20 protein-coding genes are annotated in these 23843 nt (G+C 71.1%); 7 read left to right on the top strand and 13 right to left on the bottom strand.

The features are described 5' to 3' along the window. The first annotated feature begins 184 nt into the window (after positions 1-184). Positions 185-3652, top strand: a complete 3468-nt coding sequence (locus tag AB0J36_RS08325) for a ThuA domain-containing protein (RefSeq protein ID WP_363660329.1) — start codon at positions 185-187, stop codon at positions 3650-3652. Between the two features lie 70 nt (positions 3653-3722). On the opposite strand, the gene AB0J36_RS08330 is transcribed toward AB0J36_RS08325, so the two are convergent. Then, positions 3723-3944 (bottom strand): hypothetical protein, encoded by a 222-nt coding sequence (locus AB0J36_RS08330; protein ID WP_363660330.1) that lies wholly within the window; start codon positions 3942-3944, stop codon positions 3723-3725. A gap of 219 nt (positions 3945-4163) precedes the next feature. Between AB0J36_RS08330 and AB0J36_RS08335 the strand changes: the two genes are divergently transcribed. Both AB0J36_RS08335 and AB0J36_RS08340 read left to right on the top strand, forming a co-directional pair. Then, on the top strand, positions 4164-4964 hold the full coding sequence (locus AB0J36_RS08335) for a GntR family transcriptional regulator (RefSeq protein ID WP_363660346.1): 801 nt from the start codon (positions 4164-4166) through the stop codon (positions 4962-4964). Further along, positions 4961-5686, top strand: a complete 726-nt coding sequence (locus AB0J36_RS08340) for a protein phosphatase 2C domain-containing protein (protein ID WP_363660331.1) — start codon at positions 4961-4963, stop codon at positions 5684-5686. The genes AB0J36_RS08335 and AB0J36_RS08340 overlap by 4 nt, the downstream gene beginning before the upstream one ends. Before the next feature lie 12 nt (positions 5687-5698). Here the strand turns inward: AB0J36_RS08340 and AB0J36_RS08345 are convergent, their stop codons facing one another. Further along, positions 5699-6226: a hypothetical protein gene (locus AB0J36_RS08345; RefSeq protein WP_363660332.1), complete on the bottom strand. Its 528-nt coding sequence runs from the start codon at positions 6224-6226 to the stop codon at positions 5699-5701. 111 nt (positions 6227-6337) lie between these two features. On the opposite strand from AB0J36_RS08345, the gene AB0J36_RS08350 reads away from it, so the two are divergent. Both AB0J36_RS08350 and AB0J36_RS08355 read left to right on the top strand, forming a co-directional pair. Continuing rightward, on the top strand, positions 6338-7897 hold the full coding sequence (locus tag AB0J36_RS08350) for an acetolactate synthase large subunit (protein WP_357169686.1): 1560 nt from the start codon (positions 6338-6340) through the stop codon (positions 7895-7897). Between the two features lie 109 nt (positions 7898-8006). Further along, positions 8007-8768: a hypothetical protein gene (locus AB0J36_RS08355; RefSeq protein ID WP_363660333.1), complete on the top strand. Its 762-nt coding sequence runs from the start codon at positions 8007-8009 to the stop codon at positions 8766-8768. A 51-nt stretch (positions 8769-8819) separates the two neighbouring features. On the opposite strand, the gene AB0J36_RS08360 is transcribed toward AB0J36_RS08355, so the two are convergent. From AB0J36_RS08360 to AB0J36_RS08405, 10 genes are all read right to left on the bottom strand, one after another. Beyond that, on the bottom strand, positions 8820-11840 hold the full coding sequence (locus tag AB0J36_RS08360) for a S8 family serine peptidase (protein WP_363660334.1): 3021 nt from the start codon (positions 11838-11840) through the stop codon (positions 8820-8822). A 257-nt stretch (positions 11841-12097) separates the two neighbouring features. Beyond that, a complete protein-coding gene (locus tag AB0J36_RS08365) occupies positions 12098-12742 on the bottom strand; it encodes a hypothetical protein (RefSeq protein WP_357117928.1) in 645 nt (214 codons plus the stop codon). A 4-nt stretch (positions 12743-12746) separates the two neighbouring features. Further along, the gene (locus AB0J36_RS08370) at positions 12747-13718 is read right to left on the bottom strand and encodes an acyltransferase domain-containing protein (RefSeq protein WP_363660335.1); all 972 of its coding nucleotides are present in this window, start codon (positions 13716-13718) and stop codon (positions 12747-12749) included. A gap of 47 nt (positions 13719-13765) precedes the next feature. After that, positions 13766-14569: a sugar phosphate isomerase/epimerase family protein gene (locus tag AB0J36_RS08375; protein ID WP_363660336.1), complete on the bottom strand. Its 804-nt coding sequence runs from the start codon at positions 14567-14569 to the stop codon at positions 13766-13768. Continuing rightward, positions 14566-15720, bottom strand: coding sequence for a dihydrodipicolinate synthase family protein (locus AB0J36_RS08380; RefSeq protein ID WP_363660337.1), 1155 nt, complete (start codon positions 15718-15720; stop codon positions 14566-14568). Before AB0J36_RS08380 ends, AB0J36_RS08375 begins: the two co-directional genes overlap by 4 nt. Next, positions 15717-16868 (bottom strand): Gfo/Idh/MocA family oxidoreductase, encoded by a 1152-nt coding sequence (locus AB0J36_RS08385; RefSeq protein WP_357169673.1) that lies wholly within the window; start codon positions 16866-16868, stop codon positions 15717-15719. Before AB0J36_RS08385 ends, AB0J36_RS08380 begins: the two co-directional genes overlap by 4 nt. A gap of 27 nt (positions 16869-16895) precedes the next feature. Beyond that, complete coding sequence (locus AB0J36_RS08390) at positions 16896-17690, bottom strand: ABC transporter ATP-binding protein (RefSeq protein ID WP_357169670.1); 795 nt, start codon at positions 17688-17690, stop codon at positions 16896-16898. A 4-nt stretch (positions 17691-17694) separates the two neighbouring features. Next, on the bottom strand, positions 17695-18699 hold the full coding sequence (locus AB0J36_RS08395) for an ABC transporter substrate-binding protein (protein WP_357169667.1): 1005 nt from the start codon (positions 18697-18699) through the stop codon (positions 17695-17697). A 23-nt stretch (positions 18700-18722) separates the two neighbouring features. Continuing rightward, complete coding sequence (locus tag AB0J36_RS08400) at positions 18723-19709, bottom strand: ABC transporter permease (RefSeq protein ID WP_357169663.1); 987 nt, start codon at positions 19707-19709, stop codon at positions 18723-18725. Between the two features lie 278 nt (positions 19710-19987). Beyond that, positions 19988-20704 (bottom strand): cupin domain-containing protein, encoded by a 717-nt coding sequence (locus AB0J36_RS08405; protein WP_357169660.1) that lies wholly within the window; start codon positions 20702-20704, stop codon positions 19988-19990. A 93-nt stretch (positions 20705-20797) separates the two neighbouring features. Here AB0J36_RS08405 and AB0J36_RS08410 point away from each other — a divergent pair, with 93 nt between their 5' ends. Next, positions 20798-21865: a LacI family DNA-binding transcriptional regulator gene (locus tag AB0J36_RS08410; RefSeq protein ID WP_357169657.1), complete on the top strand. Its 1068-nt coding sequence runs from the start codon at positions 20798-20800 to the stop codon at positions 21863-21865. A 53-nt stretch (positions 21866-21918) separates the two neighbouring features. Next, entirely contained in the window at positions 21919-22404 is a 486-nt protein-coding gene (locus AB0J36_RS08415) for a GNAT family N-acetyltransferase (RefSeq protein ID WP_357169654.1), read from the top strand. 20 nt (positions 22405-22424) lie between these two features. Here AB0J36_RS08415 and AB0J36_RS08420 read toward each other — a convergent pair whose 3' ends face one another. Then, positions 22425-23714 (bottom strand): MFS transporter, encoded by a 1290-nt coding sequence (locus AB0J36_RS08420; protein WP_357117892.1) that lies wholly within the window; start codon positions 23712-23714, stop codon positions 22425-22427. Between the last annotated feature and the right edge of the window lie 129 nt (positions 23715-23843).

Here is a 23843-nt window from a genome sequence, read left to right on the forward strand (position 1 = left end):
ATCCGGACATCCGGGCGACCCGAACGATCCTGGTGCGGTTATCCGTACCCGCGTCGCGCTGCGGCAGCCCGCCAGGAAACCGCTTACCTCGTGTCTATTGACGCTCATAACTGGCTGTCAGTACCGTGATGCGGGCATCGAGAAAGCGCTTTCCGACCCTCACCGTCCGACAGGGAGCGCCCCCATGCCCAAACACCTGCGCGCGATCTGCCTCGCCCTGCTCACCGTCGCCACCGTCCTGAGCACCACCACCGCCCTGCCCGCCGAGGCCGCCCCGCGCTTCCGGGTGCTGGTCTTCTCGAAGATCACCAACTTCTACCACGACTCGATCCCGGCCGGCGTGGCCGCGATCCAGCAGCTCGGCGCCACCCACAACTTCGAGGTCGTCGCCACCACCGACGCGGGCGCCTTCACCGACGCCAACCTCGCCACCTTCGACGCCCTGGTCTTCAACAACACCAACTCCACCCCCGCCTCGGGCGACCTGCTCAACGGCAGCCAGCGCGCGGCGTTGCAGACGTTCATCCGCAACGGCGGCGGCTGGGCCGGCCTGCACGCCGCGTCGGCCAGCGAACGCGACTGGTCCTGGTACGAGGGTCTGGTCGGCACCATCTTCGACTACCACCCGGACTTCTCGGCCACCGGCGGCACGTACCCCGGGCGGGTGAAGGTCCTCGACCGCGCCCACCCCTCCACCCGCAACCTGCCGGAGCTGTGGGAGCAGAGCGAGGAGTGGTACAACTGGCGGACCAACCCGACCGGCAACGTGCACACCCTCGCGCAGATCAAGGTGCGTGACGGGATCAGCGGCCTGGACGAGGGCGTCGACCACGCGTACTCCTGGTGTCAGCGCTACGACGGCGGCCGGTCCTGGTTCACCGCCGGTGGGCACGCCAGCTCCCAGTTCAGCAGCGCCACGTTCCTGGAGCACCTGCGCTACGGCATCGAGTGGGCCGCGGGCGCGGTCGCCGGCGACTGCTCGGCCAGCAGGACCGGCACGTTCGAACGCGTCGGGCTGGTCACCGAGAACCTGGCCGACCCGTTCGAGCTGGCCGTCGCTCCCGACCGCAGGGTCTACTACATCCAGCGCACCGGCGCGCTCAAGGTGGTCGACTCGGACACGCTCCAGGTCACCACGCTGCTCGACCTCGCGTACACCTCGGCGATGACCGACCAGTCCGACGGCCTGCTCGGGATGACCCTGGACCGCGACTTCGCCAGCAACGGCTGGGTCTACCTGCTCTGGTCGGACAAGACCCTCAAACAGCTCAACCTGTCCCGGTTCACGGTGGCGAACAACAGCGTCGCGCTCTCCTCGGAGAAGCGGCTGCTGACCGTCCCGACGTACCGGGGCGTGGGTCGGGCCAACTCGCACATGGGCGGATCGCTGGCCATGGACGCGGCCGGTCGCCTGTACGCCGCGATCGGCGACAACACCGACCCCTTCGCGTCCAGCGGTTACACCCCGATCGACGAGCAGTCCGGGCGAGCCGCCTGGGACGCCCAGGGCACCGCCGGCAACACCAACGACCTGCGCGGCAAGATCCTGCGGATCACCCCGCAGGCCGACGGTACGTACACCGTGCCCAGCGGCAACCTCTTCCCCGCCGGCACCGCGCGGACCCGACCGGAGATTTACGCGATGGGCATGCGCAACCCGTTCCGGATCACCATCGAGCCGGGAACGAACGCGGTGCTCGTCGGTGACTACGGCCCGGACGCCCGCGCCGCAGACGCGAACCGTGGACCGGAGGGGACCGTCGAGTTCAACCGCATCACCGCCGCCGGCAACTTCGGCTGGCCGTACTGCGTGGGCAACAACATCCCGTTCAACGACTACAACTTCGCCACCAGCACCTCCGGGGCGAAGTTCACCTGCGCCGCGCCGGTGAACAACTCCCCCAACAACACCGGCCTGACCACCCTGCCAGCGGCGAAGCCGGCGCTGGTCTGGTACGCGTACTCCGCCTCCGCCCAGTTCCCCGAGGTGGGCACCGGCGGTGGCGGCCCGATGAGCGGGCCGGTCTACGACTTCGACCCGGCGAACACCCGTACCACCAAGTTCCCGGAGTACTTCGACGGCAAGTGGATCACGTACGAGTTCACCCGCAGGTGGTTCAAGACGCTCTCGATCCACCGGACGGCGCAGACCTTCAGCAACTCACGTTTCGCCCCCACGGCCGTCGGTGACCTCCAGTCGATCAACGGGATCTTCGAGAACATGAGCTGGATCCAGCCCTTCGAGGCGGAGTTCGGCCCGGACGGCTCGCTCTACGTCATCGACTTCGGCGAGGGCACCGGCAGCGGTCGCGGCGGCAGCAACGCCGGCGCGGGCATCTACCGGATCGACTACGTGGCGAACGGCCGACCACCGACCGCGAAGATCACCGCCAGTCCGGACACCGGGCCTACGCCGCTCACGGTCAGCTTCTCCTCGGCCGGCGCGACGGCCGGCGACGGCACCGCCCTCAGCTACGCCTGGGACTTCACCAACGACGGCACCACCGACTCCACCGCCGCCAACCCGAGCTTCACCTACTCGGCTGCCGGGAAATTCACCGCCCGGCTGACCGTCCGCAACAGCGGCAACGGTCTGACCGCCACCGCCGTCACCGACGTGGTGGTCGGCAACACCCGGCCGACGGTCACCATCACCGTGCCCGACGGCGGCTTCTTCGACTTCGGCGACAAGATCCCGTACACGGTGACGGTCACCGACCCGGAGGACACCACCATCGACTGCGCGAAGGTGACCGTCCAGACGCAGCTCGGGCACGACACGCACGCCCACCCACTGGACGTCTACACCGGCTGCTCCGGGCTGCTGGCCACCGAGGCGGACGCCGGTGACGGGCACGGGCCGGGACAGAACCTCTACACCCTGATCACCGCGCAGTACACCGACGGTGGCGCGGCCGGCGTGCCGGCGCTGACCGGCTCGACCCGGATCCAGCTGCAGCCCAAGAGCAGGGAGGCCGAGCACTTCAGCGCCCAGTCCGGCCTGATCGTCAACGACCGGACCACCGCCCGCGCCGGCAAGCGGCTCGGCGACGTCGACCACAACGACTGGGCGGCGTACGGGCCGGTGGACCTGCGCAACATCGGCTCGGTCACGCTCGGGGTCACCAATGGCGGACTCGGCGGCACCATCGAGCTGCGAACCGGTTCACCCACCGGCACGCTGATCGGTACGGCCACCATCGGCTCCACCGGCGGATGGGACAACCTGGTGTCCCCCACGGTCACGCTCACCAACAAACCGGCCGGCACCACCACCCTGTACGCGAAGTTCGTCAACACCGCGCAGGTCGGCGGCACGCCGGACCTGATGTCGCTGGACTGGATGCGGTTCAACGGCGCCGGCGTCAAGCAGGAGCCGGGCGGAAGCCTGACGATCGCGGCCAACCCGACCGGCGGCGCCGCGCCGTTGACCACCACGTTGACCGCCACCGCGACCGCGCCGTCCGGGCAGAGCATCACCGACTACGCGTGGGACTTCGGCGACAACGGCGCGGTGGCGCACGGCGCGACGCTGCGGTCGACAAGTCACAGCTACCCGCGAAAGGGCACCTTCACCGCCCGCGTGACGATCACCTACACCGGCGGGGAGACCCGCTCACTCAACCTGACCGTCACGGTCACGGTCACCTGATGGGAATCGGTGGCGGGCGGATCAACCCGCCCGCCACCGGCCACGTCCCGGACCGCCAGAGACCGCACGTCTAGCGGTCCTGCCTGACCTTGGCGATGTCGAGATCCAGCAAGGGGCCGAAGAACCTGGCGAAGTCGTCCAGGGAGTCCGACCGGAAGATCTCCCGCGCACCATCCAGGATGGCGACCGCACCCGAGGGAAGGTCGAAGAGGTAGCCGACAACCTTCTCATCCTTGATGAGAACGAAGACCTGCGGCACTTCCGCCACGACAACCGTCGGGCTTTCCAGCATCGGTGGACTGCTCGCGGGCGACGCTTCTGGATCGCCACAATTTCTCGTCATGGACATCCTCCTCCTGAGGGCTCCCCGCGCGCCGGTCGCGACGGCCGACCCGACCTCGGCCTCATCGAGACCAATTGTCTTGGGACAATCCCTGGGGATAGTCTGGGGACAATCTGACCCAGAGTCAAGGCTTGTCTATGGACAACCGGGAAGGGCGTTGACGTGCCGGTGCACTCGCGCTACCTGAACATCGCGTCCACGATCCGCGAACGGATCGAAGCCGGAGAATGGGCACCGGGTGCCCGGCTTCCGACCCTCAACGATCTCGCGGCCGAGTACGACGCCAACCGCGACACAGTCGGGAGGGCCATCGCCCTGCTGGAGACCGAAGGCTACGTGTGGGCCGTCCAGGGGCGGGGCATCGCCGTTCGATACGGCACGATACGTCCACGTCGACCCCGCGGCGATCTGGTCAAGCGCAACGAGCAGGCAACCGGATACTCATTCCCTTCGGCAAGCAGCCAGGAGGTGTGGGTCAGCCACGGCAAGGCCGTCAACCTGCCGGCCCGACTGGACGACCCCCGCGTCGCCAAGCTTCTGGGAGTGGAGCCCGGCACCGAAGTGCTGCGCCGGTTCCGGGTTACCGGGCCAGCGTCCGAGGCCCCGTTCCAAATCAACATCTCGTGGATTCACCCACGCGTCGCCGACATCGTGGCCAACCTGGACGCGAGCCCGGCGGCGGGCGAGTGGCTGCACCACATCGAAAAGGCCGGCCACTGGCCGATCAGTTGGATGGAGATTCACCGCGCCCGGATGCCCAGCAGAGACGAGGCAGCTCTTCTGGAGATCCCCACCAACCTGCCCGTACTGGAGATCGTGCGGGTCGGCACCTCCGGGGGCGACCAGAAGCCGGTCGAGGTGACCGAGTACGTCGTGGCGAGCGACCGAGTCGAGACGGTCCACGTCCTGCACCGCGACGCGAACGCAAAGGAGCCGTGGCCTGACGGCGAGCCGAGGAGCGGGTCATGACCGTGGCCCTCACTCTCGCGGCGGCCAGCCGGACGCACCAGGGCCTCGTCCGCAGACGAAACGAGGACTCCCACAGCCAAGGACAGTGGCTGTACGTGGTTGCAGACGGCCTCGGCGGCCATGTCGCCGGTGACATCGCGAGTAGCACAGTCGTCGCTGCCGTGAAGGCGTACGACCGCCTGGTGGATCCTGAGGATCTTGCTCACTCCTTGGGACGGGCCATCAACGACGCGAGCGACGAGTTACGAAGGAAGGTCCGCGAGAACCCGAATCTGGCCGGGATGGGCACCACGTTCGTCGCTCTGCTGCATGCCGGCAGTGATGCGGTCGTGGCAAACGTTGGGGACTCTCGTGCCTACCTGATCCGACGCAAGCGCCCCCGCGACAACGCCCTGGTGCAGATCAGCGAGGATCACACCTACGAACACCTCGTCGCCGACGCCGAGGAGGTGCCCAACCTCCCCGGGAGGCTAGCCCGCTTCCTCGACGGACGGGCCGACGGCCGGTCGGCCGACCTGAGGCCTCTCCAGCTTCAGCCCGGCGACCGAGTCCTGTTGTGCTCTGATGGACTGAGTTCGTACGTGCCGTACGAACGGATACGGGCCGCGCTCGACTCCGACGCCGACCCCGGGGACATCGCCGAACAACTCGTGGCCCTGGCGATCGACGAGGGTGGACACGACAACATCACCGTGATCGTCATCGAAGCGATCCGGCCCTGACGAACCCGCGCGCTAGTTCGACAGGGACGCTGGCACGGGTAGCTCGAGATGTGCCAGGAGGGCGGCGACCTCGCGGTCGAGCTGCAGGCCGACCTCGTGGATCGCCTCCACGCCGAACGACCCGAACGTGCGACTGGGCTGCTCGATCACGAACCGCACCCCGCGGTCGGGCCCATCGCCGATCATCGTGCGCAACGGCGCGTACAGCATGGCGGTCGGGTCGTGCCGGTACATCTTCTCGGCGATGGTGTGGTTGCCCATCAGGTACTCGACAGCGTTGCCGGCGTCACCCGCGAGGCCCATCATCGGCCGCAGCTCGCCACTGCTCCAGTAGATGAGGAAGTCGTGGGGCGCACGCTCGCGCATCAGGGCGAGCACGTCGTCCCAGGGGGCGTCGCGGGCAACCAGGGCGTCGAACGCCGCGGCGTCGTAGCGCGGGACTGCCTGCTCGTACTGCCGCCGGAACTCCTCGAACGGTCGATCGACACCGACGTCCAGGCGTCGGGCCTGGTAAGTGCGTTCGGTGTAGCCCGGCTTCATCCCGCGTTCCCCGATCCCCGTCGAGCTATTTCACGAGCGTCACCACTTTAGTCCGAAATGCACCCTTAGGATCGGATCATTCTTGGTTCAGCCGTCGGTGAGGTGGTGGGTGTGAACGGCGCGGAAGCACTGCTGCGGACGCTGGCCGACGCCGGGGTGGAGGTGCTCTTCACGAACCCCGGCACCACCGAGCTGCACCTGGTCGGGGCGCTGGAGTCGGTCCCCGAACTGCGCGGAGTGCTCGCACTCTTCGAGGGCGTCGTCACCGGCGCGGCCGACGGCTACGCCCGTATCGCGGGCAAGCCGGCGGCGACCCTGCTGCATCTCGGGCCCGGACTCGCGTACGGGCTCACGAATCTGCACAACAGCCGACGCGCCAACTCGCCGGTGGTCAACATCGTCGGCGACCACGCGACGTTCCACACCGCCTTCGATCCTCCGTTGAACTCGGACATCGCCGCCCTGGGCGGATGGCTGCAAGGGCCGGTTCGCCGACCCGAGGACGCGGCCGGGGCCGGCCCCGACGGCGCGGCCACGCTCGCCGCCGTCCTGGAGCCACCCGGTCAGATCGCCACCGTCATCATGCCGGCGGACGTGTCGTGGTCGGACGGAGGCACGGCCGCACCGCCGATGCCGCCCCGCGCGACGCCGGCCGTCAGCCAGGACGTGCTCACGCGGATCGCGGAGGTCCTTCGCGCCGGGGAGTCCACCGCCCTGATCATCGGCGGGACCGTGCTGCGGGAGTCGGGTCTGTTGGCCGCCGGCCGTATCGCGGCGTCGACGGGCGCGCGGGTGTTCCAGGAGTTGTACTCCAACCGGGTCGAGCGTGGGGCCGGCCTGCCCATGTTTCCCCGGCTCGGCTTCTATCCGGATCAGGTGCTCGACCAACTGCACGGGATACGGCACGTCATCGTCGCGGGCACCAAGGCACCCGTCTCCTTCTTCGCCTACTCCGATCAACCGAGCCTGCTCGTACCCGAGGGAGCGCAGACGCACGTCCTGGCCGAGGTTGGCCAGGACGCCGTCGGCGCGCTCGACCGACTCGCCGACCTGGTGGCCCCGGACGCAACCACCCCGGTGACCGAACCGCGTCGACCGGCGCTGCCGACGGGCAACCTCACCCTGCGGAACTGGACGGACGTCGTCGCGGCGTTGCTGCCGGAACGCGCCATCGTCATCGACGAGAGTGTCAGCTCCGGCACCGCCCTGGCTGCCGCCACCGCTGGCGCTCCCCGCCACGACGTGCTGATGCAGACCGGCGGAGCGATGGGTGACGGCCTGCCCCTCGCCGTCGGCGCCGCCGTCGCGGCACCCGACCGGCCGGTACTGGCGCTGGTGGCGGACGGCTGCGTCATGTACACCGTCACCGCGCTGTGGACGCAGGTACGCGAGGGGTTGAACATCACCAACGTCGTCCTCAACAACCGCGCGTACGCGATTCTGCGCCAGGAGTGGGAGTACTTCAGCAATCGTCCGGGTCACACCAACCCGGACGGAAATCCGCTGTTCGACCTGGCCAACCCACAGATCGACTTCGTGGGTCTGGCGAACGCCTTCGGCATGCCGGCCAGTCGTGTCACCACCGCCGAGCAACTCGCGGAACAGCTTTCCCGAGCGCTGGCCGACGACGGACCGCACCTCATCGAGGCCGTCATCCCGGCCGCCGCGTAGACGCATCCGGTCCCGCGACGCGGCCGCTCGACCCCGGTCGCCACGGCGGCATTGATCGTTTCCGGTCGCCGCTGGCGGGGAACTGCTCAGGTCGAGGTGAGGGGGAACCATGAGCCGATCCGCACTGCCGCCGACCGTCCGAGCGCCCCGGATGCTCAGGCTGATCCTGCCGTTGGTGGGCACCGTCGCGCTGAGCACCGCCTGCACGGCTGCCGAGGAGGGATCCGACGCGACACCGTCGAGCGCGTCGACGACGTCGGCCCCGGCGAGTCCGACCGACCCGCCGTCCGGGAGCGCCAGCGCGCCGACGACCATCCCGACGTCGGCCTTCGTGGAGCTACCGTCCGAGCTGCGGAAGTCACCCCGACGTTCGACGCCGGTCGCCGAGGCGCTGCCCAAGCTGTGCGGCAACGAGTTCGGCACCGGGGGCCGGCAGGTCACCGCGAGCGCGGCCATGACGGTGACGTACAAGAAGGCCGGCGAGCCCGACAGCAACACGCCGCAGGGCATGATCCACCAGACCATCTTCACCTTCGCGGGCGACGGCGCCACGGACTACCTGCGCCGTCTGAGCGATGCGGTGAAGGCCTGCCCCTCCTTCGACCAGGGCGACGACCCGGTCACGGTCGAGAGCAGGGCAGTGCCCGGTGTCGGGGACGAGGCGTTGCTCGTGACCCGCGCCTGGGCCGCCACGAACCTGAACGGCGAGCGCACCGGCGGCGAGGGGTCCAGCCAGATCGCCGTGGCCCGGGTCGACGGGGTCGTGACGGTCTTCGACGACCAGGGCTGGGAGGGCAGCAGCGGCAATCCCGCCATCCTGGACCAGACCATGCGCAAGGGCGTGCGCACGATCGACGCCTGGCAGCGCTAGCGAGAACAGTGGGGCGGCGCACGACAGCGCCGCCCCACGATTCCGGTACGGCTACTCCTCCCAGGCGCTCTGCTGGGTGTAGACGAGGTTGCCGGGGACGACCGTGCCGTTGGTGCGGTACTCGGTGTACGCCCAGAAGTCGCCCTCGGGCAGCGGCCGGTTGGGCTTCAACGTGAAGTTGAGGCTCATGCCGCGCTCGGTCGTCGACGGCAACGTCAGCGTGGCCGGCGCGTAGATGGCGTTGCGACCGATGATGGCGTGGCTCAACTGGAAGTCCACGACCGGGCCACCGGGCACCTGCGCGAACACGTAGGCCGTGTAGCGCCCCGGCTCGGGCAGGAACTTGTACGCCTGCTCCGCGCTGGTCCAGTACCTGTCACTGCTGTAGACGAGCTTGTCGCCCTTGTACAGGTACAGGTCGAGGTTCGTGTTCGGATCCTCGGTGTTGGCCTCGACGATGATGCCGGCGGTGTTCGCCGGCACCGTGAAGTCGACCTTCTTCACGCCGGACGCGCTCGGGTCGAACACGCCGCCGTACACCCCGGCCGGCATCGAGTACGAGTCCCGGCGCATCGGCGTGTAGCCGGTGCTGCGACCGGTGAGCGGGCCGGTGAAGCCCGGCTGGGCGTAGCCGAACGAGCCGCTGGTCATCCGGCCGAACTCCTCGCCGTCGTCAGCGTACGGCCGGGGGGTGATGCCCCACGGGCGGGCGGCGACGGGGATGCGGGCACTGTGGACCTTGCCGCGCCAGGTGATCGACCCGGTGACGTACCGGTCCCAGGGGGCGCTGCCCCGGCGCAGCGTGATGGACACCGTCGCGGACTTGCCGGGCGCGAGCGTCACCGACGCGGGCGACACCGTTACCGTCATGCCGGGCAGGCCGGACACCGACGACCGGTAGGTCTCCCGCGTCGTACCCACGTTGGTCAGGGTGCGCTTGATGGTCACCGGGTGGGTGCCGTCGTACTCGCGCAGCGAGATGGCCGGCAGGTTGAGTTCCTTGCCGTCGGGCTGGGCCGTCTCGCTGAACTCGACCAGGTCGGCCGCGGTCGGCTCGATGACCAGGCCCGGGTCCTTGGCTCCGGTCAGGTTGATGAAACCGCTGCCCTGGTCCAGCGGGTTGCTGGTGCCCCGGGTGTCGGTGGCGGTGGTCCGCAGGGCCGAGGCGACGGTCCCCGGCGACCAGGTCGGGTGCGTGGCGCGCAGGATCGCCGCCGCGCCGGCCACGTACGGCGAGGCCATCGAGGTTCCGGAGTACGCGTCGTAGTCCCGACCGAAGTTACCCGCCGGTGAGACCGCGGCGATGATGTCCGTCCCCGGCGCGACCAGGTCCGGCTTGAAGACGCCGAGGGTCACCTTGTCCGGGCCGGTGGAGGAGAAGTCCGCCACGCTCGGGATCCCCGGGACGCTGGAGCCGTCGCCACCGTTGCGCAGCGACACCCTGGCGTCGGTGGGGTGGCGCATCAGGTAGTTGAACAGCGTGCCGGCCTGCTTCTCGGTGTTCAGGTAGACCACCGGGAAGTTGTAGACGGAGTTGACCCGGTAGTTGCCTTCCGGAACGAACACGACCATCCCGACCCCGCCCTTCTCCTTCACCTCCAGCGCGGAGTAGAAGGGGGACGACAGCGCGCAGGCGACCACCTTGCCCTTGATCTTGGCCGCGTCCAGGCTGCCGGGTTCGCAGTACGCCGAACCCTGCTCCAGTGAGCCGGCCTGGTCGCCGAAGACCATCGGCCGCGAGGCATCGCCGGGCAGGGCGTCCAGTGAGCCGCCGACCAGCTTGGTGCCGTCGCCCAGCTTGACCGTCGCCTCGTTGGCGTTGGTCACCGCCGCGCCCACCGTGGTGACCCAGGGCGCCGCGTTGCTGATGGCCCCGCTCACGATGCCGGTGTTGCCCGCCGACGCCGCCACGAAGACGCCGGACAGCGTGGCGTTGAGGAAGGCGACACCGATGGGGGTGTTGGCCTCCCAGTCGCCGAGGTCGCTGCCGATGGAGAAGTTCAGGACCTGCACACCGTCGGAGACGGCCGCGTCGATGCCGGCGATGATGTCGGCGTCGTAGCCCATCCCGCCCCAGAGCACCTTGTAGACAGCGATCTGGGCGTCCGGCGCGACACCGGAGACGGCGCCGAAGGAGCGGCCGTCGATGGTGACGTCCCGCACCGGCAGACCGGCGGCCGTGGACGCGGTGTGGGTGCCGTGCCCGGCCGCGTCGCGGGGCGACAGGAACTCACCCTCGGGTACGGAGCCACCGCCGGCGAGCCAGGTGTCGGCGAAGTACCGGGCACCGACGATCTTGCCGTTGCAGTGCTCGGCCACGAAGGCCACGCCGGTCTGGCAGGTGCCGTGCCAGGTCTTGGGCGCCGGCATCTTCTTGGCGAACGACGCGCTCTCCGGCCAGATGCCGGTGTCCAGGACGCCGACGACCATGCCCGCTCCGGTGGCCGGGCCGGGCTTGACCGGCTTGGCCGGCTTGACCGGCTTCGCGGCGGCGTCCGTCGTGGACGCGGCGGCCGCGGAGGAGGTCGGCGTACCGGCGGCGGGGGCGCTCGGGGCGGCCGCGAGCGGCATCGCCGATCGGGTGCCCAGCGCCCGCGCGGCGGTGACGGCGCGGACGCGCTTGTCGGCCCGCAGCGCGGTCGCCTGCTTGGCGGTCAGCGTCGCCGAGAACCCGTTGAAGGCGGCGGTGTAGGCGGCCTTGACCTGGACGCCGGCCGCGCCCGCGACGGCGGATCGCTGCGCGTCGAGGTGCCGGCGGTACGCCTGCGACGGCGCCGACGTCACGTCCAGTCGGGCGCCCGGCGTGGGGCGGGTCCGCGCGAGCCCGGACGTCCCACCGACGTACGTGGTCAGCGGCGCCTCGGCCAGCTCGACGACGTAGACACCCGAGCCGTTGGCGTCCACGGCGGTCTTCGGGCTGGTCCCGTCGGCGTCGGCGCGACGATCGGCGCCGTCGGTCAGCGTGGTGCGCCGGTCCGATCCCTTGGTGAAGTAGCCGGCGCCGCCGCTGGCCGACCGGTCGCCCGGCGCTGCCGACGCTGATCCCGCGACGCCGGTTGTGCCGGCGAGCATCGCTGCGACCAGCGTCGGTATCGCCAGTCTTCGCAGATTTTTCCCGCTCGTGCGTGTGGACACGAGACTCCCTTCGATTGCTCCTGTGTGGAGCTTCTTCAGTGACCGCGACCCGCATGGGAGCGCTCCCCCACCTAAGCCCTCGACGGTTAATCGAGGATTCGAGCGGTGTTACGGATCATGATGCAGATAAGATCATGATGTTTCACCCGTGCCTAGATCATGTTTTTTCGGCGCGGCTGCGGGACAATCACCGGCTACGGCCAGAGCCGCACCACGGCGAAGACGGCGGCTATGACGATCGCGGGAAGCACCACGTAGATCACCAGGAGCACCCAGGGCAGCAACCGGAACGCCCTGCCCAGAGTGCTCTCCGGCGGGGTGTAGCGGACCGGCGACCCCAGACCCGTTCGCTGCCACACCAGCCCGGCCGCGTCGGTGAAGCGGATCCTCGCCTGCCCCAGGTACGCGGCAGTGCCGGTCAACTCGAAGCGCACCGCCTCGGACTTCTCCACCACGGCGAAGCGTCTGCCCCCGTTCGCGATCACGGTGCCCTGCATCTCTCGGCGACGTCCGGGCCAGCGGAACGACTCCTGCCAGGCGACGTCGACATGGACATCGAAGATGGGCGCGGCGCTGTGGTTGACGAGGGTCACCGTCGCCTCGGTCGGGTCGCGCCGGACCACGACGCCGTCGCTCTCATCGTCATCGCGGGTCAGTACCGGGATGACCAGGCGCGCCTGCGCCGCCTCGCGGCTCTCCTGCTCGTCCCGACGGACCCGGGTCTCGTGACGGAACAGCAGACCGGTGAAGACGACGGCGAAGGTCGACATGACCAACCCGGCCAGGCTCCCCCACGCCTGCATCCAGTCCGTGATCTTCGGGGCTTCGGCGGCTAGCACCGGATCAGGGTAGGTACGGCCGATGCGTCGCGTCGATCGGGAAGCGGCCCTGACGCCACTGCCAGTGCCGGCCAGCCGACAGGTGGTCGACGATCGCCCGTTGCAGGGCGGTGCGGCGCGGCAACTCGTCCAGCGGTGTGGTCAGCGTCCGGAAGACGAATCGCAGCACCTCGACGTCCGCGTCCAAGCCCTCCGGCTCCTCGTAGGACTCCAGCTCGAACCGTCGCTGGAACCGGATGATGTTCGAGTCGTCGGGCAGGTACTCCCGCAACTGGGGGTCGAGCAGCCACGAGCCGCAGGAGAACGCCGTGTAGTGCTCGTCGGGGAAGTGACGCGGGAAGAAGACCCGGGCCTCGTCGAGCGACGCCGAGACCGCCTCCGGGGTCAGCGGCCCCGCGTCGGGGATGTGCAGGCCGATGGCGCCGTCGCCGCGATGGTGCTGCAACCGGCCCAACTCGTAGACGGCGCCGCGCACGTGCAGCGTCAACCAGCTCTGCATGACCGGCCAGCCCTCGCCGCGCATCCGCCGGTCGACGGCGAGGTTACGACCCAGGTCGGCGAGCGTCGCCCAGGAGACGGCGTCGGGAACGCCGTGGTCGCGGTGGTAGCCCCGCACGATCTCGACCAGCGCGAGGTACGCGTACACGTAGAGATGCCGCCAGGCGGGGCCACGGTCGAGCGGCAGCTCCGGCCCGGGTGGCAGCCAGCCGTACCCGCCGAGATCCGCGCGGACCAGCGCGATCGAACGGTCGAGCAGCCAGCGCAGCTCCGGCGTCCACAGTGGTGAGTCGCGTTCCGGCCACCCCGCCATGATCTCGACGGCGTCGTCCGGCGGCACCGCGAGCCGGTCGAGGATCGCCGGCGCGTCGGCCTTGGCGGGCAGCGGGGCCGAGGGCCGGTCGCCGGCCAGCCGGTGCACCCGCTCGACAGCCTCGACGGGCACCCCGAGCAGGGCTGCGGTCTTCTCCAGATCCACGCCGACGACCCTACCGCCGGTCGGCGTACCCCTGCGCCCCGCGCCGGTCAGACGACGTGGCGCAGATAGCCGGCGATCGCCGCGTCCAGCACCTGCGCGCCCGGCCGCGCCCAGACCTCGGCGGAGAAGACCTCCACCTCGATCGGACCGCGGTAGCCGGCCGCGTCCACCGCCTCGCGCAGCCGCCGCAGCTCGATGCACCCGTCGCCGGGCAACGCCCGGCCGAGCAGCACCCCCTCCGGCAGCGGTGTCACCCAGTCGCAGACCTGGAACGCGGCGATCCGCGCGCCGGCCCGGACGATCTGCGCGTACACGGTGTCGTCCCACCACACGTGGTACGCGTCGATCACCACCCCGACCACCTCCGCATCGAACCGCTCGGCGATGTCGAGCGCCTGACCGAGGGTGGCGATCACGCAGCGGTCGGCGGCGAACATCGGGTGCAGCGGTTCGATCGCCAGCCGTACGCCGGCCGCCGCCGCGTGCGGCGCCAGCTCGCCGATCGCGTCGGCGACCCGACGGCGGGCACCGTCGACGTCGCGACTGCCCGCCGGCAGTCCGCCGGAGACGAGCACCAGCTCGGGTGCGCCCAACGCGGCGGCCTCCTCGATGGCCCGCAGGTTCTGCGCACGCCAGTCGTCGGCGGTGAAGAATCCGCCCCGGCACAGCGACGTGACGGTGAGGCCCGCGTCGCGGACCAGCTTCGCCGCGCGGGCCAACCCGTACTCGGCCACCGGCTCCCGCCACAGTCCGATGCCCGGCACACCGGCCGCCACACAGCCGGCGACCACGTCGGGCAGCGCCCAGCGCTGCGCGGTGGCCTGGTTGAACGAGAACCGCGCGAGACTCACTGGACAACCCCCGCGACGGTGAAGAACGCCCGCGCGCGGGCGGCGGCCAGCTCCGCGTCGGGCAGCAACCCGGCGGCGTCGGCGAGGGTGAGCAGGGTCGCCAGGTGCGCCGGGGACCGGCCGGACTGCGCGCCGCCGACCATCGTGAGGTGGTCCTGGTGCCCGGCCAGCCACGCCAGGAACACGATGCCCGTCTTGTAGTGCCAGGTCGGCGCCGCGAACAGGTGCCGGGCCAGCGGCACGGTCGGAGCGAAGATCTCGTCGTACGACGTCAGGTCGCCCCGGTCGAGAGCATCCAGCGCGGCGGCGGCGGCCGGCGCGATGGCCGCGAACACGCCGAGCAGCGCGTCGGAGTGGCCCACCTCGTCGCCCCGGATCAGCTCCGGGTAGTGGAAGTCGTCGCCGGTGTAGAGGCGCACCCCAGCCGGCAGTCGACGCCGTAACGCCACCTCCCGGTCGGCGTCGAGCAGCGACACCTTGATGCCGTCCACCGTCGACTGGTGGGCCTTGACCAGCTCGACCACCGTGTCGGCGGCCAGGTCCAGGTCGACGGACCCCCAGTAGCCGGTCAGCGCCGGGTCGAACATCGGGCCCAGCCAGTGCAGCACCACCGGCTCGCCGGCGGCGGTCAGCAGCTCGTCGTACACCCGGAGGTAGTCCTCGGCGTCGCGGGCGGTGGCGGCCAGGTGCCGGCTGCACATCAGCACCGGCCGCGCGCCGGCGGCGCGGACGTCGTCGAGCTGCTCGCGGTACGCGGCGGTGACCCCGGCCAGGCTGGCCGGGCCGGCCGGGAGCTGGTCGGTGCCGACACCGGCGACGATCCGCCCGCCCACGGCACGGGCCTCGGCGGCACTGCGTCGGACCAGCTCCCGGGTCGCCGGATAGTCCAGCCCCATTCCCCGCTGGGCGGTGTCCATCGCCTCGGCGACACCCAGCCCGTACGACCACAGGTGCCGCCGGAATGCGAGGGTGGCGTCCCAGTCCACCGTCGCCGGGGCGCCCGGTACGTTCTCCGCGCCCGGATCGGCGACCACGTGCGCGGCGGCGTACGCGATCCGGCTGGTCGCCGGTGCGGCCGGGCGGGTGAATCCGTCGGCCCCGGTGAGCCGGTGTCGCCGCCCGCCCGGCAGCGCCACTTCGACGGCGCTCACGGGTGCAGCTCCGGAACCTCGACGCGGACGCCCTCGCGGGCCGCGCGGAGCCCCAGCTCGGCAAGCTGCACGCCGCGCGCGCCGGCCAGGAAGTCCCACGGGAACGGCTCGCCGGCCACGACGTGCCGCAGGAATGCCTCCCACTGCATCTTGAAGCCGTTGTCGAACTCCTCGTTGTCGGGCACCTCGGTCCACTGCGCGCGGAAGTCCTCGGTGACCGGCAGGTCCGGGTTCCACACCGGTTTCGGGGTGACCGCTCGGTGCTGCGCCCGGCAGCGGCGCAGCCCGGCGACGGCGCTGCCCTCGGTGCCGTCGACCTGGAACTCCACCAGCTCGTCGCGGTACACCCGCACACCCCACGACGAGTTGATCTGCGCGATCACGCCGCCGTCGAGTTCGAAGATGGCGTACGCGGCGTCGTCAGCGGTGGCGGCGTAGGCGCGGCCCTCCTCGTCGAACCGCTCGGGCACGTGGGTGGCGGTCACACAGGTGACCGCGGTGACCCGGCCGAACAGCTCCTGGAGCACGTAGTGCCAGTGCGGGAACATGTCCGAGGTGATGCCGCCGCCGGCCTCGGCGCGGTAGTTCCACGAGGGACGCTGGGCCGGCTGCCAGTCGCCCTCGAAGACCCAGTAGCCGAACTCGCCGCGCACCGAGAGGATCCGACCGAAGAAGCCGCCGTCGACGAGCCGCTTGAGTTTGCGCAGGCCGGGCAGGAACAGCTTGTCCTGCACGACGCCGGTGCGGACACCGGCCGCGTCGGCGGCGCGGGCCAGGTCGAGTGCGGCGGCGGTGTCCTCGGCGAGCGGCTTCTCCGTGTAGATGTGCATGCCGGCCTCGATCGCCTGGCGGATCGCCTTCTCCCGCTGCTGGGTGACCAGGGCGTCGAAGTAGATCTCGACGTCGTCGCGGGCCAGCGCGGCGGTCAGGTCGGTGGTCCAGTCGGTGAGGCCGTGCCGCCCGGCGAGCTCGCGGAGCTTGGTCTCGTTGCGCCCCACCAGGACCGGTTCCGGCCAGATGGTCGTGCCGTCGGCCAACGTCACGCCGCCGGACTCGCGGATGGCCAGCAGGGACCGGACGAGGTGCTGGCGGTAGCCCATCCGTCCGGTCACGCCGTTGACGATGATGCCGATCGACCTGCGGGTCATGGTGGTCCCCTTCGTCGTGCTGGTCGTTCAGTGGTTGGCGGCCGCGCTGCCGAGCAGTCCGCGCAGTTCGGTGGCGAGCCGGTCGAAGCGGGAGTCCGACATCACCTGCGCGTAGTCGCGGTGCGCGGGCAGCTCGACGTCGAAGGCGCGGATGATCCGGCCGGGCCGGGCGCTCATCACCACGACCCGGGTGCCGAGGAAGACCGCCTCGGCGATGGAGTGGGTGACCAGCACCACCGTGCTGCCGGTCTCCCGCCAGATGCGGTGCAGCTCGGCGTTCATCTGCTCGCGGGTCAGCGCGTCCAGGGCGCCGAACGGCTCGTCCATGAGCAGCACCGGTGGGGCGTGCAGCAGCGCCCGGCAGAGCGCCACCCGCTGCTGCATACCGCCGGACAGCTCGTGCGGCAGCGCCTTCTCGAAGCCGGTCAGCCCGGTCATCTCGATCAGCTCGTCCGCCCGACGGGCCGCCCGCGCCCGGTCCATCCCGCGCATCTCGGCCTGCAGCAGGATGTTGGCCCGCGCGCCACGCCACTGGAGCAGCGCGGCCTTCTGGAAGACGAAGCCGATCTCCTGCTGCGGGCCGCGCACCGGTTGTCGCAACAGCGAGACCTCGCCGCTGGTGGGCTTCACCAGTCCGGCGACGATCTTCAGCAGGGTGGACTTGCCGCAGCCGGACGGGCCGACGATGGTGACGAACTCGCCCGGCTCGATGTGCAGGGACACGTCGTCGAGCGCGGTGGTCCGCGAACGTCGGGTGGTGAACCGGACGGTCACCCCGGACATCCCGATGGCGGTGCCGGTGGTCGCCGGCGCGGCGCTCACCTCGTCAGCCCTTGGCCGCGTACGACGAGTCCCAGTACGCGTCCGGCGCGCCCGGATCCTTCAGCTCCGCGTAGCGGGCCATCAGGTCGATGGTCTCGGACCACTGGGCTTCGGTGTTCACCCCGGCCGGACCGTCGCCGCCGAGCAGCGGCAGGTTGAGGGTGAGCTGCTTGGTGAGCACCTCGGGGGCCGGCTCGTTCTCGGCGAGCGCGACCATGGCGCTCACCGCGCCGGCCGGGTCGCGCGCCGCGTCGGCCCAGGACTTCTGGGTGGCCCGGACGAACCTGCGGGCCAGCTCCGGGTCCTTCTGCAGGGTCTGGGTGTTGGCGATCAGTCCGGTGCCGAGCAGGTTCATCCCGTAGTCGGCGAAGAGCAGCACGTCGACCTTCTTGCCGGTCTTGCTCTCGATGGTGGGCGCCTGGTCGTGGAAGAAGCCCATGATGGCGTCGACCCTGCCCTCGGCCAGGGCGGCGATCTTGCCGGCGGCGTCCACGTTGACGACCTTGACGTCGTCCTTCTTCAGGCCGTTCTTCTCCAACCAGGCCGGGAAGGTCGCGTAGAGGGCGTCGCCGGGTGTGCCGCCGACGGTCTTGCCCTTGAGGTCGGCCGGTGTCCTGATGTTCTTCTCGGTGAAGAACTCCACCGAGGACGGGCCCTTCTCCAGGTATGCGCCGAGGCTGCGCACCGGCATCCCGCTGGCCACCGACTTGAGCAGGACGGGACTGTCGGCCCAGCCGAAGTCGGTCTGTTTCTGGGCGACCTGCTTGACGGTGTTGCCGGAGCCGTTGCCGGGCAGGACCTTCAGGTCGATGCCCTCGGCGGAGTAGTAGCCCTGCTGCAGACCGTAGTAGAAGGGCGCGTGCTCGCCGTACGGCACCCAGTTGAGGGTGAGGGTGACCTGTTTCCTGCCGTCGGCGCCGGTCCTGCCGGCGGAGTCCGAGCCGCCGCAGCCGGCGGCGGCGAGCAACAGGGCGGCGGTGGCCAGGATGGTGGTGGCGGTGCGCTTCATCGGTGCCTCCGTGATGGGGTCGGTCAGGAGGTGGTGAGGGACACGCCGGCGCGACGGCTGGCGTGCCACGGGATGAGCAACGCCTCGGCGATCTCGACCAGAACGAACAGGACGATGCCGATGGCGGACATCAGGATCAGGTCGGCGAACAGCAGCGGGGCGTCGAGGTTGCCGTTGGCCAGCAACAGGACGTAGCCGAGCCCCTCGCTGGCGCCGACGAACTCGCCGACCACGGCGCCGACCACCGCGAGGGTGACCGCCACCTTCAGGCCGGCCATGAGGTGCGGCAACGCGTTCGGGAAGCGGATCTTGCGGAAGGTCCGCCAGGGCCCGGCGCCCATCGTGGCGGAGAGGTCGAGCAGTTCCGGGTCGGTCGAGCGCAGGCCGGCGACGCCGGAGATGACCACCGGGAAGAACGCGATGAGCACCGCCAGGATGATCTTCGGAGTGAGGCCGAGACCGAACCAGACGACCAGCAGCGGCGCGATGGCGATCTTCGGGATGACCTGTGCGAACAGGACGATCGGATAGAGCGCCTTGTCCAGGGTGCGCGAGTAGGCGATGGCGACCGCGGTGGCCAGCCCCAGCGCGGCGGCCAGGACGAAGCCGAGCACGGTCTCGTAGAGGGTGACCAGGGTGTGCCGGGCCAACTCGGACCACTGGTCGGTCATCGTGGTCCAGACCTGACCGGGGGTGGGCACGAGGTAGTTCGGCACGTACTCCCGGGCGGCGACGAACCACCAGGCGAGGACAAAGGCCGCCAGCACGAGCGCCGGCCGCCAGAGCGAGTCGGCGACCGCCGCCGCGCGACGGCCGAGCGTGCGTCGGGGTGACCGGTCATCATCGTCCGGCGACGGACCGGCCGCTCCGGATCCGAGCCCGCTCCCGACGCGAGCGTCGGCCGATCCGGGCGAGGAGTCCGCCGGGGCGGCTGAATCCGTTTCCCGCCCACCAGTCGCCTGGTCGGCGGCGGCGCGCCGGCCTGCCGTGTCCAAAGAGTTCTCGGTCACGCGAACCTCCTCGGGGCCCGGCGCGGCACCCGGGGGCCGGGTCGGTCGGCGGGTCAGGCAAACGCTTTCCTGGGAGCGTAGGCGGCGTCCAGACCGCAGGCAAGGCCTTTCCTCGATCTATTCGACGCCCGTCGGGCCGCCCGGTGAAGGCGTCGCCCACGGTCGACTCGGCTTGCTGGAAACCGGGCCTTCCCTCCCTCTCGGACACCGCGACTGCCCTGAAACCGAGTGGATCATCGCCCTCGCGGTCCGAACTGGACCGCGCGGCACCGGCGGCGTCAGCCGGCAGCCGGATAGGTGTCGAGCAGGCCGCACATCCCCAACCGGCCACGCTCGACGGGCGCGTCCACCGCGTACACGCCGGCCCCGCCCAGATAACGCCACTCGCCCCGCTCCAGGGCGTCCAACTGGGCGCCGGTGCCGGCGGCGGCCGCACCCGCGCCGTCCGCCCACCGCTGCCGCCAGGCCGCCAGCAGCGGCCGGCGCAGCGCCGCCGCCGCCGCGTAAAAGGCGGCCAGCGCCGTCGGCCCACCGGACCGCAGCGCCGCGAAGCCGGCCACCGCCAGATCCCGCCGACGGTACGCGCCCCGCACGTCCGCCTCCGGCGCTCCCCCGTCCGGCAGCGCCGCGGCCTCGGCGTACGCCTCGGGGTCGGCCAGCACCTCGGGCGGGAAGGTCAGGACCGCGTCGCCGGCCTCGGGCAGGCCGCTGTTCTGCATGAGCACCACGATGGACAGATCACCGCCGTTCACCAGGCGGTGCACGGTGCCCGGTTCGAACCACACCACCGTGCCCGCCCGCAGCGGGGTCTCCCGGAAGCCCTCGCCGCCGAGGGTCTGCACCGCGCCCTCGCCGCCGGTCACCACGTACCCCTCGGTGCAGCACAGGTGCACGTGCGGGGTGCCGCCGACCACGCCGTCCGGCGCCGCCGTGTCGTAGACGCGCAGCCGGGACACTCCGATGCCGCCGGGCAGTGCCGCGAAGCGTTCCGACATGGCCGGGCCTCCCTGCGGGAAAGGGCTTTCTCTGCGGTACGGTGACGCTAGCCGGCGCGGCGAAACGCCGTCAACAGACCGAGGGGGCGGGCCATGGCGACCTTGTCCGACGTGGCGCGGCGCGCGGGCGTCTCACCCGCCACGGCCTCGCGCGTCATCAACGGCAGCAGCAAACCGGTCACCGACGAGCTGCGCGAACGGGTGCTCGCGGCCGTCGCCGAGTTGCAGTACGTGCCGAACGCGCACGCCCAACTGCTGGCCCGCTCGCACCGCAGCGCGGTCGGCGTGATCGTGCACGACGTCTCCGACCCGTACTTCGCCGAGATCACCCGCGGCCTGCAACGCGTCGCCACCGACCAGGGCCGGCTGCTGATGATCTGCAACAGCTACCGCGACCCGGACCGCGAGCTGGAGTACGTGGAGCTGCTGCGCGGCCACCAGGTGGCTGCGCTGATCCTGGCCGGGTCCGGCTACCACGACGAGGCCTTCACCCGACAGCTCAACGAGAAGCTCGCCGCGTACGAGGCGACCGGCGGGCGGGTCGCGGTCATCGGCCGCCACGAGCACTCCGGCGACGCCGTCATGCCGGACAACCAGGCCGGCGGTCACCTCGCCGGCCGCGAACTCTGCGCGCTGGGCCACCGGGCGATCGGCGTGGTCGCCGGCCCGCGCATCCTCACCACCACCACCGACCGGCTGGCCGGGCTCCGGCAGGCCCTGGCCGAGCACGGCCTCGACCTGCCCGAGCGGCGCATCCGGTACGCCGAGTTTGACCGGGACGGCGGCGCGGAGGCCACCGCCCGGCTGCTCGACTCCGATCCGGAGCTGACCGCCATCGTGGCGCTCAACGACTCGATGGCCATCGGCGCCCTCGCCACCCTGCGGGCCCGCTCGCTCGCCGTACCGGGACGGATCTCCGTCGTCGGCTTCGACGACATGCCGATCGCCCGCGACGTCACACCCGCGTTGACCACGGTGCGGCTCCCCCTCGTCGACATGGGGGTCCGGGCCATGTCGCTGGTGCTCGGCGCGGCGGCGCCGACCCCCCGGGTCGAGGTGCTGCCCGCCGAACTGGTCCGCCGGGACACCGCCGGGCCGACGCCGGGTCGAGCACGCGCCACGACGATGCCGCGCGCCCGGCGCGCCGACGCCGCCTCCTGACGGGCCCGCAAAACCCGTTGTCCCCGCCGGCGCGTCCTGCGTAGCCTGCGCCCGTGTTGATCCGTACGTTCACCGACCAGGACTGGTCGCAGGTGTGGCCGATCATCGAGGACGTGATCCGGGCACAGGAGACCTTCGCCTACGACCCGGGGATGACCGCGCAGGAGGCGTACGCCCTCTGGGTGGAGGCCGCGCCCGGACGGACCGTCGTCGCGACCGACGGTGATCGGGTGCTGGGCAGCGCGAAGATGGGGGCCAACCGTCCCGGACCGGGCGCGCACGTCAGCACCGCCAGCTTCCTGGTGGCCGCCGACGCCCGGGGCCGGGGCGTGGGCACCGCGCTGTGCCGCGACGCTCTGACCTGGGCCCGCCTCGCGGGGTACGCCGGGATGCAGTTCAACGCCGTGGTGGAGACGAACCGGACGGCGGTCGAGCTGTACCTGCGGGAGGGCTTCGAGGTGGTCGGCACGGTGCCGGGCGCGTTCCGCCACCGAACCCTCGGGCGGGTCGGCCTGCACGTCATGTACCGGGAGTTCTGAGTCCCCCGCCGTGCGGTGCCTCAGCCGCCGGTCGTGCCGACGGCCGGCGCCGGCCCGAGTCCCGGTGCGGTGGACGCCGGTTCGGCGCCCGCGCGGCGGACCGGGGTGAACAGCCCGCCGACCGCCACCAGCAGGCAACCCGCTCCGGCGACGAGCGCCACCGCCGGTACGCCGTACCGGCTGGCCGTCCACGTCAGAATCACCGCGCCGGCCGGGCCGAGGGCGTAGTGCGTGCTCCAGAACGCCGAGGTGACCCGACCGAGCAGATGGTCGGGAGTGATCTCCTGGCGCAGTGACATCGAGCAGATTCCGCCGACGCTGAGACAGCACAGGTAGACGGCGGTCAGGGCGGTGACCGTCGGCACGGTCGTCGCGACGCCGACGCCCGCCACCGCGAACCCGCAGATCGCGTGCGCGCCGATCCAGGTGGCGCCGAATCCGCGTCGCCGGCGCAGCGGAGCCACCAGCAGCGCCCCGGCGACCGTGCCCAGGGCCGCCAGGCCGAGTACGGTGCCGACCGTCCCCTCGGTGCCGCCGAGGTCGTGGGTCACGTGGTAGATCAGCACGTCGGTGAAGCCGTAGGTGAGGAAGATGAACACCGACAGCAGGACGGTCAGCGCGCGGAGCACGGGCTGGCGCCACAGGAACCGCGCGCCGGCCAGGAACTCGACCAGCGGGCGTTCCCGGGCCATCGGCGCGGTGTCGGCGGGCTGGGCGGTGCGCAACCGGATCAGCCGCAGGCCAACGGCCGAGAGGGCGAAGCTGGCGGCGTTGACGGCGATGGCGACCGCCGGGCCGAAGCGGGCCGACACCACACCGGCGAGCAGCGGCCCGAGGACGGCGGTCGCCGCGAACGTCGCCTGGAGCCGGCCGTTGGCCTCGGTGATCCGGTCGGCGTCGACGAGGTTGCGGACGGCGGTCACCGCGGCGACCTGGAACAGCATGCCGGCCGCCTCGCAGACCGGCAGCACGACGAAGAGCAGCCAGACGCGCGGGCCAGCGAGCCAGACCAGCGGCACGAGACCGTAGAGGACCAGCCGGACCAGGTCCGCGACGATCATCAGCCGACGCCGGTCGTACCGGTCGACCAGCACCCCGCCGAAGATGCCGGCGGCCACGGACGCCGCGCCCGCGACGGCGGTGAGCAGGCCCATCTGGGCCACCGATCCGGTCGCCTGCAACACCAGCAGCGGTACCGCGAGGTAGGCGAACGCGTCGCCGGCCGCGGAGAGCGACTGCGCGATCCAGTACGTGCCGAAGGCACGGTCCCGCCACAGCGGAGCCCGCGCGGGGCTGGCGGCTCGGCTCATCACGCCGAGGGTAGCGGCCCGCCTCGCGCCGCGCCGACCGTCACACCGGGCCGATGTTCACGAACCCGCCGGGACACCCATGCACCGAGACGGCCGTGGGAGGGACTCCCGCGGCCGTCTCGAGGCGTA

Source organism: Micromonospora sp. NPDC049662 (assembly GCF_040675055.1).
In the GTDB taxonomy this organism is placed as follows: domain Bacteria; phylum Actinomycetota; class Actinomycetes; order Mycobacteriales; family Micromonosporaceae; genus Micromonospora.

What these genes read in the sequence shown, in the direction of transcription:
- AB0J36_RS08325 (WP_363660329.1), top strand. Translation starts at nt 185, where the DNA reads ATGCCCAAACACCTGCGCGCGATCTGCCTCGCCCTGCTCACCGTCGCC.
- AB0J36_RS08330 (WP_363660330.1), bottom strand. Translation starts at nt 3,944, where the DNA reads ATGCTGGAAAGCCCGACGGTTGTCGTGGCGGAAGTGCCGCAGGTCTTC.
- AB0J36_RS08340 (WP_363660331.1), top strand. Translation starts at nt 4,961, where the DNA reads ATGACCGTGGCCCTCACTCTCGCGGCGGCCAGCCGGACGCACCAGGGC.
- AB0J36_RS08345 (WP_363660332.1), bottom strand. Translation starts at nt 6,226, where the DNA reads ATGAAGCCGGGCTACACCGAACGCACTTACCAGGCCCGACGCCTGGAC.
- AB0J36_RS08355 (WP_363660333.1), top strand. Translation starts at nt 8,007, where the DNA reads ATGAGCCGATCCGCACTGCCGCCGACCGTCCGAGCGCCCCGGATGCTC.
- AB0J36_RS08360 (WP_363660334.1), bottom strand. Translation starts at nt 11,840, where the DNA reads ATGCTCGCCGGCACAACCGGCGTCGCGGGATCAGCGTCGGCAGCGCCG.
- AB0J36_RS08385 (WP_357169673.1), bottom strand. Translation starts at nt 16,868, where the DNA reads ATGACCCGCAGGTCGATCGGCATCATCGTCAACGGCGTGACCGGACGG.
- AB0J36_RS08395 (WP_357169667.1), bottom strand. Translation starts at nt 18,699, where the DNA reads ATGAAGCGCACCGCCACCACCATCCTGGCCACCGCCGCCCTGTTGCTC.
- AB0J36_RS08405 (WP_357169660.1), bottom strand. Translation starts at nt 20,704, where the DNA reads ATGTCGGAACGCTTCGCGGCACTGCCCGGCGGCATCGGAGTGTCCCGG.
- AB0J36_RS08410 (WP_357169657.1), top strand. Translation starts at nt 20,798, where the DNA reads ATGGCGACCTTGTCCGACGTGGCGCGGCGCGCGGGCGTCTCACCCGCC.
- AB0J36_RS08420 (WP_357117892.1), bottom strand. Translation starts at nt 23,714, where the DNA reads ATGAGCCGAGCCGCCAGCCCCGCGCGGGCTCCGCTGTGGCGGGACCGT.